This window comes from Desulfonatronum zhilinae, from assembly GCF_900182865.1.
GTDB lineage: Bacteria > Desulfobacterota > Desulfovibrionia > Desulfovibrionales > Desulfonatronaceae > Desulfonatronum > Desulfonatronum lacustre.
The window spans coordinates 24,932-42,137 of the sequence record NZ_FXUJ01000022.1; the positions used below are offsets into that span (position 1 = coordinate 24,932).

The 17,206-nt window shown below is 60.1% G+C and carries 16 protein-coding genes; 12 read left to right on the plus strand and 4 right to left on the minus strand.

The window, feature by feature from the left end; translation table 11 throughout:
- The first annotated feature begins 49 nt into the window (after positions 1 to 49).
- From AC559A_RS15300 to AC559A_RS15320, 5 genes are all read left to right on the plus strand, one after another.
- A complete protein-coding gene (locus AC559A_RS15300; RefSeq protein ID WP_084031977.1) occupies positions 50 to 1,516 on the plus strand; it encodes an Rne/Rng family ribonuclease in 1,467 nt (488 codons plus the stop codon).
- Complete coding sequence (locus tag AC559A_RS15305; RefSeq protein WP_498818568.1) at positions 1,504 to 2,088, plus strand: epoxyqueuosine reductase QueH; 585 nt, start codon at positions 1,504 to 1,506, stop codon at positions 2,086 to 2,088. The genes AC559A_RS15300 and AC559A_RS15305 overlap by 13 nt, the downstream gene beginning before the upstream one ends.
- A gap of 9 nt (positions 2,089 to 2,097) precedes the next feature.
- The gene (hemW, locus tag AC559A_RS15310; RefSeq protein ID WP_498818569.1) at positions 2,098 to 3,315 is read left to right on the plus strand and encodes a radical SAM family heme chaperone HemW; all 1,218 of its coding nucleotides are present in this window, start codon (positions 2,098 to 2,100) and stop codon (positions 3,313 to 3,315) included.
- A 136-nt stretch (positions 3,316 to 3,451) separates the two neighbouring features.
- Positions 3,452 to 4,324: a DMT family transporter gene (locus tag AC559A_RS15315; RefSeq protein WP_498818570.1), complete on the plus strand. Its 873-nt coding sequence runs from the start codon at positions 3,452 to 3,454 to the stop codon at positions 4,322 to 4,324.
- Positions 4,325 to 4,682: 358 nt separating this feature from the next.
- A complete protein-coding gene (locus tag AC559A_RS15320; RefSeq protein WP_498818571.1) occupies positions 4,683 to 5,846 on the plus strand; it encodes an ATP-binding protein in 1,164 nt (387 codons plus the stop codon).
- A 62-nt stretch (positions 5,847 to 5,908) separates the two neighbouring features.
- Here AC559A_RS15320 and AC559A_RS15325 read toward each other — a convergent pair whose 3' ends face one another.
- The 3 genes from AC559A_RS15325 to AC559A_RS15335 form a co-directional block, all read right to left on the minus strand.
- Complete coding sequence (locus AC559A_RS15325) at positions 5,909 to 6,511, minus strand: nicotinate-nucleotide adenylyltransferase (protein ID WP_498818572.1); 603 nt, start codon at positions 6,509 to 6,511, stop codon at positions 5,909 to 5,911.
- Positions 6,512 to 6,702: 191 nt separating this feature from the next.
- The gene (locus AC559A_RS15330; protein ID WP_498818573.1) at positions 6,703 to 8,049 is read right to left on the minus strand and encodes a BPG-independent phosphoglycerate mutase family protein; all 1,347 of its coding nucleotides are present in this window, start codon (positions 8,047 to 8,049) and stop codon (positions 6,703 to 6,705) included.
- Between the two features lie 15 nt (positions 8,050 to 8,064).
- On the minus strand, positions 8,065 to 8,949 hold the full coding sequence (locus tag AC559A_RS15335; RefSeq protein WP_498818574.1) for a sugar phosphate isomerase/epimerase family protein: 885 nt from the start codon (positions 8,947 to 8,949) through the stop codon (positions 8,065 to 8,067).
- Between the two features lie 232 nt (positions 8,950 to 9,181).
- Here AC559A_RS15335 and AC559A_RS15340 point away from each other — a divergent pair, with 232 nt between their 5' ends.
- The 7 genes from AC559A_RS15340 to AC559A_RS15370 all read left to right on the plus strand — a co-directional run bounded on the left by AC559A_RS15340 (position 9,182) and on the right by AC559A_RS15370 (position 16,188).
- Positions 9,182 to 9,487, plus strand: a complete 306-nt coding sequence (locus AC559A_RS15340) for a sulfurtransferase TusA family protein (RefSeq protein WP_498818575.1) — start codon at positions 9,182 to 9,184, stop codon at positions 9,485 to 9,487.
- Between the two features lie 4 nt (positions 9,488 to 9,491).
- Complete coding sequence (locus AC559A_RS15345; protein ID WP_045220123.1) at positions 9,492 to 9,857, plus strand: DsrE family protein; 366 nt, start codon at positions 9,492 to 9,494, stop codon at positions 9,855 to 9,857.
- Positions 9,858 to 9,996: 139 nt separating this feature from the next.
- Complete coding sequence (locus AC559A_RS15350) at positions 9,997 to 10,764, plus strand: sulfurtransferase TusA family protein (RefSeq protein ID WP_498818577.1); 768 nt, start codon at positions 9,997 to 9,999, stop codon at positions 10,762 to 10,764.
- Between the two features lie 2 nt (positions 10,765 to 10,766).
- Complete coding sequence (locus tag AC559A_RS15355; RefSeq protein WP_498818578.1) at positions 10,767 to 11,954, plus strand: vitamin-B12 independent methionine synthase; 1,188 nt, start codon at positions 10,767 to 10,769, stop codon at positions 11,952 to 11,954.
- A 700-nt stretch (positions 11,955 to 12,654) separates the two neighbouring features.
- Positions 12,655 to 13,614, plus strand: coding sequence for a hydrogenase small subunit (locus tag AC559A_RS15360; protein WP_028572156.1), 960 nt, complete (start codon positions 12,655 to 12,657; stop codon positions 13,612 to 13,614).
- 179 nt (positions 13,615 to 13,793) lie between these two features.
- Positions 13,794 to 15,494 carry a nickel-dependent hydrogenase large subunit gene (locus tag AC559A_RS15365; protein WP_498818579.1) on the plus strand — a complete coding sequence of 567 codons (1,701 nt, stop codon included), beginning with the start codon at positions 13,794 to 13,796 and terminating at the stop codon, positions 15,492 to 15,494.
- 148 nt (positions 15,495 to 15,642) lie between these two features.
- Positions 15,643 to 16,188, plus strand: coding sequence for a hypothetical protein (locus tag AC559A_RS15370; RefSeq protein WP_498818580.1), 546 nt, complete (start codon positions 15,643 to 15,645; stop codon positions 16,186 to 16,188).
- 129 nt (positions 16,189 to 16,317) lie between these two features.
- On the opposite strand, the gene AC559A_RS15375 is transcribed toward AC559A_RS15370, so the two are convergent.
- Positions 16,318 to 17,043: a 4Fe-4S dicluster domain-containing protein gene (locus AC559A_RS15375; protein ID WP_498818581.1), complete on the minus strand. Its 726-nt coding sequence runs from the start codon at positions 17,041 to 17,043 to the stop codon at positions 16,318 to 16,320.
- Positions 17,044 to 17,206: the final 163 nt, after the last annotated feature.

Here is a 17,206-nt window from a genome sequence, read left to right on the forward strand (position 1 = left end):
TCCATAGACGGAAGAATTCATAATTTTCAATATTTTCAAAGGAAAAATCATGGCTCCAACAAAACAACGCAAGAAAATGTTCATCAGCGTCTTGCCTGGTGAGCAGGTCGAGTTGATTCTGGCCGAAGACGCCAAAATCACCGACTATTTCATTGAAATGCTGCACCAGGCCAAAACCAAGGGCAACATTTACAAAGGTACCGTGAACAACATCGATACGGCCCTGCAAGCGGCCTTCATCAATTACGGCGAGGCCCGCAACGGTTTCCTGCAGATCGACGAGGTTCACCCGGAATACTATCTCAAGGAACACAACCCGGAAACCGGCCGCAAATACCCGCCCCTGCAGAAGGTGCTCAAACCCGGCCAGGAACTGCTGGTCCAGGTGGTCAAGGAGCCCACGGTGAACAAGGGTGCCTTCCTGACCACCTATCTCTCCCTGGCCGGTCGTTTCCTGGTGCTCACTCCGGGCCAGGACCAGTTCGGGGTTTCCCGCAAGATTGAGGACGACGAGGAACGCAGCCGACTCAAAGATATCCTCCGGGAACAGGAACTGGGCGAAGGCATCGGCCTGATCGCCCGGACCAACAGCCTGGGTCAGACCAAGACCAACCTGCTCAAGGATCTCCAGTTTCTGAAACGGCTCTGGAAGGACGTGCGCAAGAAAGGCATGACCGAGCAGGCCCCGGTATTGATCTATCAGGAGAAGGAACTGGCCTTCCGGGCCGTGCGGGACTACCTGACCTCGGACGTGGGCGAAATCTGGATCGACCACCCGGAAACCATGGAACTGGTCAAGGAATTCGTAACCCTGACCTTTCCCCGCCGTCAGAACATGGTCAAACTGCACGCGGACACGGATCGCACCCTCTGGGAGCGCTTCAACCTGGAAAAACAATTGCAGCAGATCTTCGGGCGCGAAGTGTTGCTGCCCAGCGGCGGAAGGCTGGTCTTTGATCAGACCGAGGCCCTGATGGCCGTGGACGTCAACTCCGGAAAAATCAGCGGCAGCAATTTCAACGAAATGGTCTTCAAGACCAACATGGAGGCGGCCCAGGAAATCGGGCAACAATTGCGGATGCGCGACATCGGCGGGCAGGTCGTGATCGACTTCATCGAAATGCGCGACCCCAAGCACCGCCGGGAGGTGGAAAAGGAACTCAAGTCCTCGCTCAAGGTGGACCGGGCCCGGGTGGACGTGGGCCGGCTTTCCAAATTCGGCCTGCTGGAAATGGTCCGCCAGCGCCTGGGCTCCTCGGCCCTGTCCATCAGCTCCGAACCCTGCCCGCACTGCCAGGGCTCGGGGCTGCAACGCAACATCGAATGGCGCGCCCTCCAGGTCTTGAAGGACATCTACCGCAAACTGCGTGCCAAAAACTGCCCCACGCCCCTGGAATACCGCACCGAGGCCGAATTGGCCCTGTACCTGCTGAACCACAAGCGGATCATGCTCAAGGATCTGGAAGACCGCTTCCAGAATTCGATTCTCGTGCTTACCGAGAAATGTCCGGGATAACGAACCGCGCCATTCTGCTCCACGTCTGCTGCGGACCGTGCGCCCTGGTGCCGGTGCAAACGCTGCGGGAACAGGGGGAGGAGGTCGTCGGGCTGTTCCATAACCCGAACATCCACGGCGTGGAGGAGTATTTCAAGCGCCGGGAGGCGGTGCTTCAGGCCGCTCAAGAAATGGACTGTCCGATGATCTGCCTGGACGCGGAATACGACCCGCGCCGTTTTTTCCAGGTCGTGCACGGCCGGGAGGACCACCGCTGCCCCGCCTGCTACCGGCTGCGTCTGGAGCGGACTTTCGCTTATGCCAAGGAACACGGGTTTTCCGCCGTGAGCACCACCCTGCTTTACAGCATCTACCAGGACCGGGACGCCATCCTGGCCATTGGCCGGGAACTGGATGACCGGACCGGAATCCGATTCCTGGACCGGGACTTCCGCCCGGGCTGGCAAGCAGGAATCGACCTGTCCCGGCAATGGGGGCTGTACCGCCAGAGCTACTGCGGCTGCCTGTACAGCGAGCTGGAGCGCCGCCGCAAAAAGCTGAACCGGCTGGCGGACGGCTCCAGTCCGACATGAATTTCGTGCATGTTGCTGTATATCCACATCCCCTTCTGCCGGAGCAAGTGCGGCTACTGCTCCTTTTTCTCGGTCCCCGGCCCCGGCGCGGCCGACCTGGAATCCTACCTGGACCATCTCGAGGCCGAAATCGCCCTCTGGGGACGGCGGCTGGGCCGGGCCGGAGTCCGGCGGCCCGTCTCCTCCATCTACTTCGGCGGCGGAACGCCCAGCCTGCTTTCCCTGGAGCAGATGGAGCGCATCGCCTCGGCCCTGGCCCGGACCTTCGAGCTGGCTCCGGGCCTGGAATGGAGCCTGGAGGCCAATCCGGACTCCGCGGCTGACCCGGACTATCTGCGCGGCCTGCTCGCCCTGGGCGTGAACCGGCTCAGCCTGGGGCTGCAAAGCCTGGACAACAAGAAGCTGGAGGTCTTGGGCCGGCGGCACCAAGCCGCGCAGGGCATGAAGGCCTTTGACATGGCTCGCCAGGCAGGCTTCGCGAACATCAGCCTGGATATGATCTGGGGTTTGCCCGGACAACGAGCCCTGGAATGGCTGCGTGAGCTGGAAACCGTGGTCAATCTCCAGCCCGACCACCTCTCCTGCTACGGCCTGACCCTGGAGCACGACACGCCCCTGGCCCGGGCCGAGTCGGCCGGGGACATCGTCCTGCCGCCTGAAAACGAGCAGGCCAAGATGTTTCTGCAAGGGGCTGAATTGCTGGAATCAAAGGGATACCTGCACTACGAAATATCCAACTTCAGCCGGATGGGCTTTGCCTGCCGCCACAACCAGGGCTACTGGCAATCCCAAAGCTACCTTGGGCTGGGGGCCGGGGCGGTCTCCACCCTGGGCGGCCTGCGCTGGGAAAACCCCAAGAACATGAAGGATTACGCCGAACTGGTCCGCACGGAGCGGATCGGGGACACGTCGACGGCCCTGACGACCGCGGACAAGATCAAGGAGTTGGTCATGCTCTCCCTGCGCACCACCAAGGGGCTGAGCCTGGCCGAATACCGACAACGCACCGGCCAGGACTTCCTGCGCCGACACCGCCGCCTGATCCAGGTGCTCCGACAAAACGACCTGATCCGGGTCCACTCCGGCCTGCTGCGCCTGACCAGATCCGGGATGCTGGTCAGCAACGCCATCCTCGAACGCTTCCTGCAGGATGTCCCCGACCATCTTCCGGACGATGCCCGGGATCACGCCCCCGCACTGGAGCCCGGATCGCAATCGAAATCGTAATCGTAATCGTAATCGAAATCGAGAAAGCCAAGCATATCATGGAGCGATGGCGACACCGATTTCGATAGCGATTTCGATTTCGATTTCGACCAATATGCCCTGACTGGTCGTGTCATATTGAACGTAAATCAGACGTATGCAAACCTGGTATCTCTATTCCCTGCTGGCCCTGCTGCTTCTGGGCGGACAGCGCTTTCTGTACAAGGTCGCCGCGGCCAGGAATTGCGGCACCTTCCTGACCACCTTCTGCTTCATGACCACCGTGGCCGTGCTCAGCTCCGGCCTCCTGGTCCTCTTCCCGCCGGTCGTGCCCAGCCTGAGTTTTCTGGTTTTGATCTCCCTGGCCAACAGCCTGACATTCGTCAGCGCCACCCTGGCCCACATCCAGGCCCTGAAACACATGCCCGCCACCGTGGCCTATCCCCTGATCCGGATGAACATCGTCCTGGTGGTCCTCTTTGCCGTACTTTTTCTCCAAGAACGGCTTGAGCCCTTGCAAATCCTGGGCGTCGGGCTCTCCTTGGCCACCATCTGGGTTCTGGGTCGGGACAGCGCACCGGACAACGACGCCCGGACCAGAGCCAAGGGCCTGATCCTGGTTTTCGTGGCCATGCTGGCCGGGGCCCTCTCGGCCATCAGCTCCAGATACGCGGCCCAGCATACGGATCTCCTGGCCTTCATCGCCCTGTCCTACGTCTTCTCCACCCTCTTCACCCTGGCATTAGCTCCGAGGATGTTCGCACCAACCCAAAACCAGGGCCAAATCAAAAGTCCGCGCCGACTGGCCGTAACCATCGGCCTGTCCATGGGCCTGCTCAACCTGGCCGGGTTCTACCTCTTCCTCAAAGCCCTGGCCCTGGGACCGCTGGCCATCGTGGTCTCGATCAACGGCATGCACTTCCTGGTGGCCGTGGTGCTGTCCGTGCTGATTTTTCGGGAGAAATTGACCACGGGACGCCTGCTGGGGCTGGCCCTGGCAATCATCGCCATCGTGTTGCTGCGGGGGTGATGAGGGTTATGTCTGGGCCGGAATGATCCAGATGTTGGCGTCTCCGGACATGTCGGACAAATAGGCGATCCAGCGGCCGTCGGGAGACCATTTGGGCACTCCTTTGTTGATGTATTCCCACATACGTCTTGGCCACCCTTCCCCGCAACCGCTCGGCGATGTTACCAGCCCGGCTCCTGGTTCTACGGCCCCTGGAATGTTCGTGCGGCCCTTCGCGGCTGGAACGACCCGGACAGCGGGCGCAGTTCCCTGGGATTCCGGCTCTTGAGAACTGATTAACTTTTGGCTTTTTCAATGCCTTTACGCCAAGCCAGACATGGTGCATAATGGACTTCGCTATTCCGAAAAAGAAGCAAATATGGAAAAAATATCTCGTTTTTTTCGCATGCCCGGAGGCGGTTTTTTCCTCTTCGGGCCGAGGGGAACCGGCAAGTCCACATGGCTGCGCCAAACAATGGGGGATGCCCTGTGGATCGATCTGCTCGATCCTGAAGCCCAGCGCGTCTATCAGGCCCGGCCAGAGCGGTTGAAGGAATTGATCGCCGCGTATCCCGCCGCGAGGGACGTAGTGATTGACGAAATCCAGAAGGCGCCGGCCCTGCTGGACGTGGTCCACGCCCTCATCGAGTCAGACCGCTGGCTGCGTTTCGTGCTGACCGGTTCCAGCGCCCGCAAGCTGCGACGCGGAGGATTCAATCTGCTGGCCGGCCGCCTAGTGGAAACAACCATGCATCCTTTCATGGCAGTGGAACTGGGCGCGGCCTTCAACCTAGACCGCGCCCTGCGCTTCGGCATGGTTCCCCTGGTGACGCAGTCCCCTGACCCCGAGGCGGTGTTGCGGACCTATGCCTCGCTGTACCTGCGCGAGGAGGTCCAGGCCGAGGCCCTGGTCCGAGACATAGGCGCCTTTTCCCGATTCCTGGAGGCCATCAGCTTTTCCCAGGGCAGCATCCTCAACCTGGCCCAAGTGGGCCGGGAATGCCAAGTGGGCCGCAAGACCGTGGAGGGCTACTTGGACATTCTGGAAGATCTGCTGCTGTGCTTTCGCGTCCCCGTGTTCACCAAACGAGCCAAGCGCCATTTGGTCAGCCATGACAAGTTCTATTACTTTGATGTCGGCGTGTACCGCTCACTGCGTCCTTCCGGCCCTCTGGACAGGCCGGAGGAGATCGAAGGTCCTGCCCTGGAAGGCCTTGTGGCCCAGCACCTGATGGCATGGGCCGCCTACCGGGAATCTCCCGCCCGACTGTACTATTGGCGGACCAAGTCCGGCAGCGAGGTGGATTTCGTGGTCTATGGCCCGGACACGTTCTGGGCCGTGGAGGTCAAGCGATCCGGGTCCATCCATGGCAAGGATCTCCGCCCGCTCAGGACATTTTGCCAGGACTACCCCGAGGCCAAAGCCTGCCTGGCATATCTTGGCCGGGAACGCCTCTTGATCGACGGCATCCTGTGCATCCCCTGCCGGGAATTGCTGCTGGGACTGGATCCGGCCAGACCCGAACTGATCAATCCGGACTGAAAAAGGCCCGGTGCCAGACGTCTCAATACGCTTTGCCACCTGATATCAATCCTCAAAAAAGACTACATGGCTTCCGGGTCGCCCGCTCCCCAGGACTCGTTTTCCGGCACCGGGGAGACAAGCCCCCGCAACCTCGCGGCGATGTTCCAGGCTCGACAGTGCCGAACCGTGGCCGCCGGGGTCAGGTGTTCCCAGGGCCGGTCGGCGATCATGGCTTGACGGACCTCGGTGCCGCTGATGCCTTTTTGCTCCGGCGGAACATCCCAGAGTACATGGGTTTTCAATCCAAGGGACTGGAACTGACCCAACTTGTGTCGCCCCCAGTCGTCGCAGATGGAGAGCAGAAAGACCGCGTCCAGGGGCACGTAGTGGCGGTAGAGATCGGGATGGGTGATGGGCAGGGGGACGATGGTGGTCTCTGACTGGCTGACCCCGGCTTCCAGGAGCACGTCCCGGAGAATCACCAAGCGTTCGTAAAAGGTCAGGGGGTTGGCCAGTGCGCTGGATCGCTTGCGATCCGCGGCCATCTCGGCGGTCAGGCTGGGGTCCGGGTTGGTGATGCCCACGACAAGATGACGACAGAGCGCCTTGCCGGCCAGCAGGTATCGCAGGTGGTCGTTGTGCGGGACCTGAAACCGACCGTGAATCACACCGATGTCGTACATATGGGCTTCCATGGATCTGTGGGTTCATTCAATTTTACGTTCAACATGACACAAATAGCCAGGGCATGCTCGAAGTCGAAATCGAGATCGAAATCGCCGTCATTCGATGAAGTTTTTGTATTTCTCGATTTCGATGCCGATTTCGATCTCGATTTCGACGCTGACTCCAATGCGAAGTTGGACTGATAATGTCATTTTGAAAGAGGAATACGGACTGGCAGGGGCTGGTAGTCTCCAGGCCAATACAGACAGTCCTCCGGGGTGTCCCGGACCCCTTCCAGGCGGGCCATGTCCAGGTGATTCAGGATCAGCCGGAGCAGTTCCGTGCCCCGCACGCAGCCCAGGCACCCCTGGGCTGCGTGGATCTCGTCGAAGCGGGTCACCACGTCCCGTCGGACCCCGGTTCCGTGAAACAGTAAGGGCACCGGCTCGCCGGAGTGGATCATGTTTCCGGAACTGGGCGTGGAATGGTCCGCGGTGACCACCACCAGCAGGTCCGGACTCTCCAACAGCGCTTTCCCCGTGCCCAAGGCCTGATCAAGAGCCTCGATCACTGCTTTCTTGAGCAGGGGATCCTTGGCGTGGGCCGCCTCGTCCGGGGCCTTGGTGTGCAGGTGGATGAAATCGTACCGGGTGAAGTGCTCCGGCACGTCGGCCAGGTCCCGGGCAAAATCCTCCGCCAGGTCGCCGGTGTCCCGGGGCGCTTGCCAGTCCAGTCCCAGATGTCGGGCCAGGCCGCGAAACACCGCGCCCGAGGCGATGCTCAACCCACGCAGGCCAAAGCGCCGGGAAAATGGCGGTACCGGTCGCAAGCTTCCCGCACGCTGGGTGACCAGCCCGGTGATGGGCGGAAGCCCGGCCCTTCGACGGCGGTCATTGAGAGGATGCTCCCGCAGGGTGTCCCAGGCGTGCAGGAGATAGGCCCTGAGCACGCGGGCCGTATTTCGGGCCCGGACCGCATTCTCCGCGTCCAATGTCGTCGAGTGTTTTGAGATCAACGGCAGCAGGTCGGGCAGGAACCGACCGTCGCGCATCGGCCCGGTGTCCGTGATGTCCGGGGAAACCTCGCCGGAAAGGATCAGCACGCCGAACACGCCTTTGACCGGGACGTACCGGATCCGGATGCCGTCCTGTTCCCACTTGTCCACGGCCCGGATCAGGGCCGCGACCTCCTCTTCATCGGCCCGGGGAACGTCCCGGACCAAGGCCAGGCAGCCGTCCCGCTCTTCCAGGGCCGCGAAGTGCGCCAGGATGGCGACTTCGTCCCGGGCCAAATCCACGCCGGCTCCCAGGGCCTCCAAAGGCCCCCGCCCGGGAAAGTCCTTCCGATCATAGCCGAACATGGCGAAATGCGCGGTTTCACTGGGCAGGGCCTCGCCCAGGCTTCCGGCGTGGTACAGACCGTTGGCGCCGTTTCGGGCCAAGTGGTCCAGGTGCGGCGTGTGGGCGACCTGGAGCGGGGTTTGCCAATCCAAGACCTCATGAGAGCGGTCTCCCAGACCATCCAGAACGATCAGCAGGCACTTGTCGGGCATCATGGGCTTGGGGCTCGGTTAAAGATTCAAGGGGGAACAGAGGCGATTTTGCCCAGGAACGGCAAATCGGGATCGAATCGGGAAAACCGGATGTGGCTCCGCTTCGCGAGGATTGAGGTGAGATGGCGGGACGCCTGGATCCAATTCATCCAGGAGCAAGGCCCGGGTGGCCAGGGCGTGCTCAGGGCGCTGCAATTCAATGGTCCACCAGACGCACTCGGTTTGCAGGAGCTTGGCCATGAGCGGCCTGAACGGGGCGATGTCCTCAATGGGATGATGACCTTGGTCGTCCTCACGACCGTAAATATGGACCTCGAACAGCCTGTCCGCGAAGAGGTCCACGAACCGTTCCGCCGGGCAGCGGCCGCCGCGCGCGGCCTCCGAGCCCAAGGCGTGGCCGACGTCCAAGGTAATCATGGCTCCGGCCCGTTCGGCCCAGCGCAATACGTTCGCCGGTTCGCTGGATGGTCCGAAACGCAGATTTTCCAGGCAGACCACGATGCCCAGGTCTTTCCCGTGGGCCACCAAGCGAGCCAGATTCTCGACAAGCCTCGACTCCTGCACCGGCAGGTTCGGGTCGAGTCCGGTATGCACCGTGACCACGGGCTCGCCCAGCCCGACCATGGCCCGCAAAGTGCGCAAATGCGCCTCCAGGGCCAGATCGGCCAGGGCCGGGTCGGCGTGGCCCAGTTCGTGCTCAAAATATCTGGTATGGAACCGGACGAAACGGCGTTGGGCCAGAAACGGCCGGATCATCTCCGCAAGCCGGTCCAGGTGATTCGGATCCGGTGAAAACTCCACCGCGTCGGCCTGCTCGCCAACCCAATGCAGCCTGGAAGCCGGGTCCGTCGCGGCGGCTGTAAAGGCCAGGGTCGGTGAAGAGATTGGATATGAACTGTTCATGCCGGTTCGGTGGGATGCAATCGGGGAGAGTCGGAAAACCATGCGGAGCGAAAAACCCCCGCCACATGGGCGTATTGAGTATTTCCGAAACAGCCCGGATCAGCAACTGATTTCTTCTATGGCTCAGACAAAAAAGCATTTGCTTTTCCGATTTGACATTTACCCCTGAAATCATTGTAAACTCGTCGACAAACTCGTCACCAACAAAGCCTCGAAGCCACAAAGAGCGGCCATGATCCAGGAACAATCTCCGAATCACAACGACTCACCGAACACCTCCCGGGAAGAAGCGCCCCCCCAGGAATGGGAGTTCGACGAAGAGTTCGACGGTGGGGAGGAAACCTGCGGACGGGTGATCATCAACCTGTACACCTACCTGCTGCCCATGCCACCGGGAACCAAGGTCCTGCTCATCTCCAAAGACCCGGCCGCGCCCATTGAGTTTCCGGCTTGGTGTCGGATGACCAGGAACACCCTCCTGGACATGCGGCACCCCCACTACCTCATCGAGTATAAACCCGAACGGAAAAAGGAGTAACCCCATGGCGAACCGATTCTGCGTGACCATCAGCCACTGCCGCACCGACGGCGACAAGGCCACCCTGGGCTTCGTGGTGGCCAACGCGGCCCAGGGCAGCGAGAAGGAAACCATGATCTTTCTGAGCACGGACGGCGTGTACTGCGCGGTCAAGGGCGAGGCGGAAAAGATCGATGAAGGCGCACCCTTTGCCCCGCTCAAGGAATTGATCACCAAATTCGTCAATGCTGGCGGCAAAATCTACGTCTGCACCCCCTGCCTGAAGAAACGAGGGTTGTCCGAGGCCGACCTGATCGAGGGCTCGGTCCCGGCTGGCGGCGCGGCCCTGGTGGAATGGCTTTCCGCTGATCCGGCCTGCGTGGCGTATTAGGTTGGATGGCTGATTGCAGGTCGATTGGAGGCTGAACCTTCCCGGATTGGCCTCGCTTCTTGGCCTTTGAGCAGACCGCATTTTTTCACGGCCGGGGGCGGTTTTGATCCGCCTCCGGCGCATTTATTTGGAGAGCGCAATGAGTGAACCACTTGATGTTTCCGCCCTGGAAGCGTTGCGTGTGGAGCGGGTCTTTGACGGTGGAGACCTGGACTGCGGGTCCGGGTTGATCCTCCTGATCCGGGAGAACATGCTCCAGACCCCGGTAGGGCAGATTTTGGAAATGCGCAGCCGGGAACCCACGGTCAACGATGATCTGCCGCCCTGGTGCCGGATGTCCGGGCACGTGTACCTGGGCCGTCTGGAAGGTCCGGGGTATGCCCGGTATTTTCTCCGGCGCGGAGCGCCCAAGGCGGACCAGGCCAGCTCGTCCGACGATCAAGCCCTGGCCGAGGACAAGAAAAAGGCCACGGAGTACGAGTGGCGGATGCGGGTCCGGTCCACGGGCAACCTGAAGAGCACGGTCTATTGCCGCAATTTCTCCTGGGACCTGGGTCAACCGGCAAGTTTTAAGGACAAGGACGCCCACCCCTGCGCGGTGGAAGCCTTGTTGGGCGCGCTGGGCGGGGCGCTCAGCAGCGGCTTCGCCACGGACTGCGCCCGGGAAGGCCTGGATGTGGACGACGTGGAAATCACGGTGCGCGGCAAACTGCATAACATCCTGGCGCACATGGGCCTGGAAGAGGGTGACGCGTCTTTTGCCGGAATCGAAGTGAAATGCTTTGCCTCGACCATGGACGACGAAGCCAGGGTCCGCCAAGTCTGGGAGCGGACCGTGGCCCGCTCGCCCATCGCGACCACGCTGGCCAAGGCGGTTGACCTGAACATCAAATTCGCGGTGGTGTGATCATGTTTACGACAACGCAAGTGGGCAGCTGGCCCCGCTCCAAAACCATGCTCAAGGCATTACGCGACCGTCGGCTGGAGCGGATGTCCCGGGCCGAATTCGACGCCGTGGCCGACGAAGAAGTCCGGCGGACCGTGCGCATCCAGGAGGATGCCGGGCTGGACGTGGTGGTGGACGGCGAGCATCGGCGGGACAATTTCTACTCCTTCATCACGGAAAAGGTGGCCGGGACCAAGCTGATGAGCCTGGCCGAAATGCTGGACGAGGTGGAGGACAAATCCGGATTCGAGGAAATGCTGGGCACCCTGGACGTCCCGGCCTCGGCCATCCGCAACCCCACCTGCGTGGGCCGGCTGGAACGCCGCGAGCCCCTGGCCGTGGACGACTTCCGGTTCGTAAAGCAACTCACGGACAAGCCGGTGAAGATCACCCTGCCCGGACCGTACCTGCTCAGCCGTTCCATGTGGGTGTCCAATTACACCAAAAAGGCCTACCGCGATCAAAGCGAGTTGGGCGACGACGTGGTGCGCATCCTGCGTGACGAGTTACGGGAACTGGCCGAGGCCGGTTGCGAATTCGTGCAGTTCGACGAGCCGGTGCTCACCGAAGTGGTCATGTCCGCGGAGTGCGGCCGCCGGACCTTCATGTGAGCGACTCTGGCCACCCGCCGGGATGTGGGTGTTGAACTGAAATACGCCGCGGAACTGATCAACCGCATCATTGAAGGTATCGCCCCGCCGCCCCATGGGCCGCGCATCGGCCTGCACATCTGCCGGGGCAACTGGAGCACCCGGGAGGACGTCCTGCTCTCCGGGGATTATACCCCCCTGCTACCGGCCCTGACCCGGATGCGCGTTCATCAGTTCGTTCTGGAGTACGCCACGCCTCGGGCCGGAGAAATCGCCGTGGTCGGGGAGGCCCTGTCCGGCACCGTGCCCGGAACGGACCGCCTCCGGGAACTCGGTCTGGGCGTAGTCAACCCACGGACCACCGAAGCGGAATCACCCGAAGAAATCGTGGCCAAGGCCGAGCTGGCGCTACGCCACTATCGACCGGATCAGCTTTTCCTGAACACGGACTGCGGCTTCGGCTGCTTCGCCAATCGCTGCGTGAACGTGGAAGAGGTGGCCGCGGCCAAGATACGGAACATCGTCCTGGCCGCCCGAATGCTTCGGGAACGGTATGGATGAACATATCGAAATAATCAGATTACTGTGATGCTCCTTCCTCCACCATCTCCCAGGGTCCGGTTGCAACGAGCCGGACTCCATGGAGAGCCCACTCCGCCGTGAACTCCCGACCTCCACTCTGAGCCGACTCCCCGTCTCCCAACGCCAGGCCTTCCGACACCGGTCGCGCCTCCAACACGGTCGCTCCCTCCTTTTGCCTCCTTCGCCTCGGCAATTCCAGGGCCGAATTGCACCAGCACGGCAAAGCGCACGTCGACCAGAGTCCACTTTTTTGGAGGAACAAACCCTGTCCTCTCATGACATTCCCGTCTATCGAAACCGCTTGGTGTGATTTGTTTTACCTATTTGACATTATACTCAGGAATCGGTTTAAGAAACGTTAAGAACATAGGGTATCGAGATAATTATTTAATTTGCTACGAATTGCTGAAAGTTACGCATAGTCGACAATAAAATTTTTAAGTGTGTTACGGCTTTTTTCCGTTTTCGTCGCTCAAAGTCTCCTCTCGTCGGTTCGATCAACAACCCTCAGTATTATGAGGAGTAAGAAAAGTTCAAAGCTAAAACGCGGTTCTTGGTACGTGAAAATTTGAACTTTTCAGAAAAAGGCCCGCATAGGCCTTGGCTGGTCCAGGCTGGACCCGTGCGGCTCGATATCCCAACAGGCCCTGGAGATGAACAATCTAAACGGAGGTGGGTTATGAAATTCAGTGTTGGCTTGGCCAAGGACGACGCCGAAAAACGGCTTGCGTGTCGTGGCGTCAATCGTCGCGATTTCATGAAGTTCTGCGCCGCGGTAGCCGCGGCCATGGGCATGGAGGCCTCATTCGCCAAACAGGTCGCGGCCGCGCTCACGGATCCGCGCCGTCCGTCCGTAGTGTACTTCCATTTCGCCGAATGCACCGGTTGCTCCATGGCCGTGGTTCGCACCGTCAACCCGTACATCGATGAACTGATCCTGGACACCATTTCCCTGGACTATCACGAAACCCTGATGGCCGCGGCCGGCGATTCGGCTGAAGCAGCCCTGGAACAGGCCATCACCTCGCCCCACGGGTTCATCGCCGTGGTGGAAGGCGCCATTCCGACGAAGGACAACGGCGTTTACGGGATGGTCGGCGGACACACCATGCTGGATATGGCTAAAAAATACCTGCCCAAGGCCCAGGCCGTCATCGCCATCGGAGCCTGCGCGACCTTCGGCGGCGTACAGGCCGCGGACCCCAACCCCACGCAAGCCATGGGCGTGAACGAACTGATGGAACACCTCGGACTGCCGACCCGGGCCATCAACATCGCGGGCTGTCCCCCCAGTCCCTACAACTTCGTCGGGACCGTGGTGCATCTGCTGACCAAGGGCATGCCGGAGCTGGATCGCCTGAATCGTCCGAAGATGTTCTACGGCGAGTCGGTCCATGAACTCTGCGAACGATTGGATCACTTCTTCAACTATGAATTCGCCCCGTCCTTCGACTCCGAGGAGGCCAGAAAAGGCTGGTGTCTGTACGAGGTCGGCTGCAAGGGGCCGGACACCTACAACAACTGTCCCAAGGTCAAGTTCAACGAAACCAACTGGCCCGTGCAGGCCGGTCACCCCTGCATCGGCTGCAGCGAGCCGAAGTTTTGGGATCAGCTGAGCCCGTTCTACAAACCGGTTTAGCAGTCCGTTGAAAAACTCCCAATTGCTGCGTCGCTGCAAAAAGTTCAAACTCTCACGTATCAATAAATACGCTTCGACCTTGATCTTTCTTGCTCCTTGCACTTGGGGTTTTTGAACGAACTGCCGACAAAGGACTTTTTCAACACTCACATTGCCAATAACTCGAAGGAGGAACAATTATGTCTGGCTGTAAGCCCCAAGGTGCGCCGGTCATCCCGGTCACCCCGCAAAGCAACTATTCCGGCCCCGTTATCGTGGACCCGTTGACCAGAATCGAGGGCCATCTGCGCCTGGAAGTGGAAGTGGACAACGGCAAGGTCAAGAACGCCTGGTCCAGCTCCCAGCTCTACCGCGGCCTGGAAACCATCCTCAAGGGCCGCGACCCGCGCGACGCCCAGCACTTCACCCAACGGGCTTGCGGTGTCTGCCAATACACCCATGCCCTGGCATCCGTCCGATGTCTGGATGATGCAGTAGGTGTGCAAATCCCAGAAAACGCCAGGCTGATCCGCAACATCGTTCTGGCCTCGCAGTTCATGGCTGATCATCTCATCCATTTCTACGTCCTGCACGCCTTGGACTGGGTGGATGTGACCAGTGCCCTGCAGGCCGACCCTGTTAAGGCGGCCAAGATCGCTGGAAACATCTCCCCCCGAGCGACTTCCGCGGATGACCTCCGGGCGGTCCAGAATCGTTTGCAAACCTTTGTCGACCAGGGCCAACTCGGCATCTTCTCCAACGCCGATTTCCTGGGAGGTCACCCGGCCTACTATCTCCCGCCGGAGATCAACCTGATCGCCACGGCTCACTATCTGGAAGCCCTGCGCCTACAGATCAAGGCAACCCGAGCCATGGCCGTATTCGGCGGAAAGGTTCCACACACGCAGTTTACCATCAGCGGCGGAGTGACCTGCTACGACGCCCTGCGGCCCGAGCGGCTGGAGGAGTATCGTGGCCTGTACAAGGAAACCCAAAAGTTCATCGAGGAAGTCTACATCCCCGACGTGCTGGCCGTGGCCTCCTATTACAAGGATTGGGCCGGTATCGGCGGATGCACCAACTACCTGTCCTTTGGCGAGTTTCCCAAGGTGGAGAAAGACATCAACAGCCGCTGGTATCCCCAGGGCGTGATCATGAACCGCGACTTGGCAAACGTGCAGGATTTCGATCCCGCGGCCATTTACGAGCACGTGGCGGCAAGCTGGTACGAAGGCGACGAAGCCCGCCACCCCTCTGAGGGCGTGACCGAGCCCAAGTACACCAGTATTGACGACAAACAACGCTATTCCTGGTCAAAAGCTCCCAGGTACAAGGACGAGCCGACAGAGGTTGGTCCTCTGGCTTCCGTCCTGGTGGCCTATGCCAAGGGGCACCCCGAGGTGAAAGCCGCCGTGGATCTGGTGCTGAACCATCTCGGAGTCGGTCCTGAAGCCTTGCATTCCACCCTGGGGCGAACAGCGGCAAGGGCCATCAAGGCCTTGACCATTGCCCAAAAGAACGAGGATTGGCTGAACGAACTGGAAGAAAACATCAGACGCGGAGACACGAAAATCGCCGAGAATCATGAGATGCCCGACGAGGCCGAAGGTGTCGGATTCGCCGATGTCTCACGTGGAGCGCTGAGCCACTGGATCAAGATCAAGAACGGCAAGATCGAGAACTTCCAACTGGTGGTGCCCTCCACCTGGAACCTGGGGCCGCGTTGCGCAGCCGGCAAGCTGGGCCCGGTGGAAGAAGCGCTGATCAACACTCCCATCGCCGACCCCAAGCGCCCCGTGGAACTGCTGCGCACCGTGCACTCCTTCGACCCGTGCATCGCCTGCGGCGTGCACGTCATCGACTCCAAGACCAACCAGGTCCACGAGTTCAAGATCCTCTAAGCCTGGCCTTGCCGAGACGTTCATCTGAAAGATAAGCGCTCGGGAAACGCAGGATGGGTTTATCACGGAGAGCGAAGCGGTCTTAATGGTCCTTCGCTCTCCGTCTTTTAATAAACCAACTGCGACACCGAATGTTCGGAGGTTTTCCATGGCCGTAATCATCGCCGACCCAGTCCAGTTTTCCAAGAAAACAGCCAAAATGCTCAAATCCGGGGGCAATGCCGAAGGCGCGGCCCGGCAGGCCCGGGAAATCATCCAGGATCTGGCCGACAGCGGACGCCTGGACCCCAGCGTTGCCCGAAAGCTGACCCCCAACGGCGAGGCCAGAATGGAAAACTGCTGGAAATTCAATCTTCCCGGAGGGCACCGGCTGGTCCTGACCAGGCAAGAGGAAGACTATGTTTTCCTGTTCCTGGGAACCCACGATGAGACCGACACCTGGATCAAGAACAACTCCGGAATCAAACTGGACATCTCCGGAGGAGAAGTCGTATCCGGAGCAGCGGGAGGGAAGGATCATCCGGATTCCCTCGACGAGTACGTTACAGGAACCACCCTTGCCCCTTCAGCAACTGACGACGATTACTACGAACGCCCCCTCCATGAATTCATCGATCAGAACATGCTCCGGGAAATATTCAGTGGATTGTGCCAGGGTCCGGGAATGAAGATTGGCAACGAAACGAGTGGTTGATGTTTCCCAGGAACTGTTGAAGCGCTAGAACTGAGAAGGCTGGTAGTCGGGAGGCTGAAGTGCTTGCCCGAATATTAGGACAACCCCTTGGTTGTCGCATAGCCGCGGCAACCAAGGGGTTTTTTATCGTTATCCGAACAGTTGCCGAACCGGCGAGGCCGCGGCGGCCAATACCCGTTTTCTGGTCAACTTTCCTGGGACGTCCGCCTGGGCCATGGCGTAGCCGTGATACCTGCGGGGGCTTTCCTCGCACAGATAGACGACCCGCGTATCTTCCGGATCGACCAGCACGGCGTTGGGTCGGTAGGCCCGGACTTCGGCCAGGCGCTTCCCGGCCAGTTCCAGCATTTCCTCACGGTCACCAAAGTGCATGGTCCCGGTGGGACAGGACAGCACGCAGGCCGGCAAAAGGCCGTTCTGAACACGGTCCAGGCACATGTCGCACTTGGCTTGAACCTTCGTATCGTCCCAGCGAGGGATATTGTAGGGACAGGACATCCGGATCTCCTCGCCATCCAGGTTCTTGGTGCGATCCGTGAAAAGGATCGCACCGGTTTCCGGATCGTGCAGGATGGCCTGGTCGTCGTACATGTCGCCGACCATCTTGCACGGCGGATGCACGCAGTGTCTGCACTGGTCCGGAAAGAAGTACCAGTTCTTGAATTCGCCGTTCTCCTCCACTTCGGAGAACCGGACCAGCTTCAACGTCTTAAAGGGCAGATCCTTGGGGTTCTGAAACGAACCCCAGTTTTTGGTTTCCTCGGCGGGCAGCTTCTTCCACTGCTTGCAGGCCACCTGGCAGCCCCGACAGGCCGTGCATTTGGTCAGGTCGATGAAAAACGTTTTTCCTTGCATGACTCAGTATCCTCCAGTCTTCGTGTGAGTTGTCCCTGTCCGCTGTTCGTTCAAAAACCCCAAGTGCAAAGCGCAAGAAAAGCTCATGATCGAAGCGTATAACTTCATACGTGAGAATTTGAACTTTTCGCGGCAACGCGGCAATTGGGAGCTTTTCAACGGA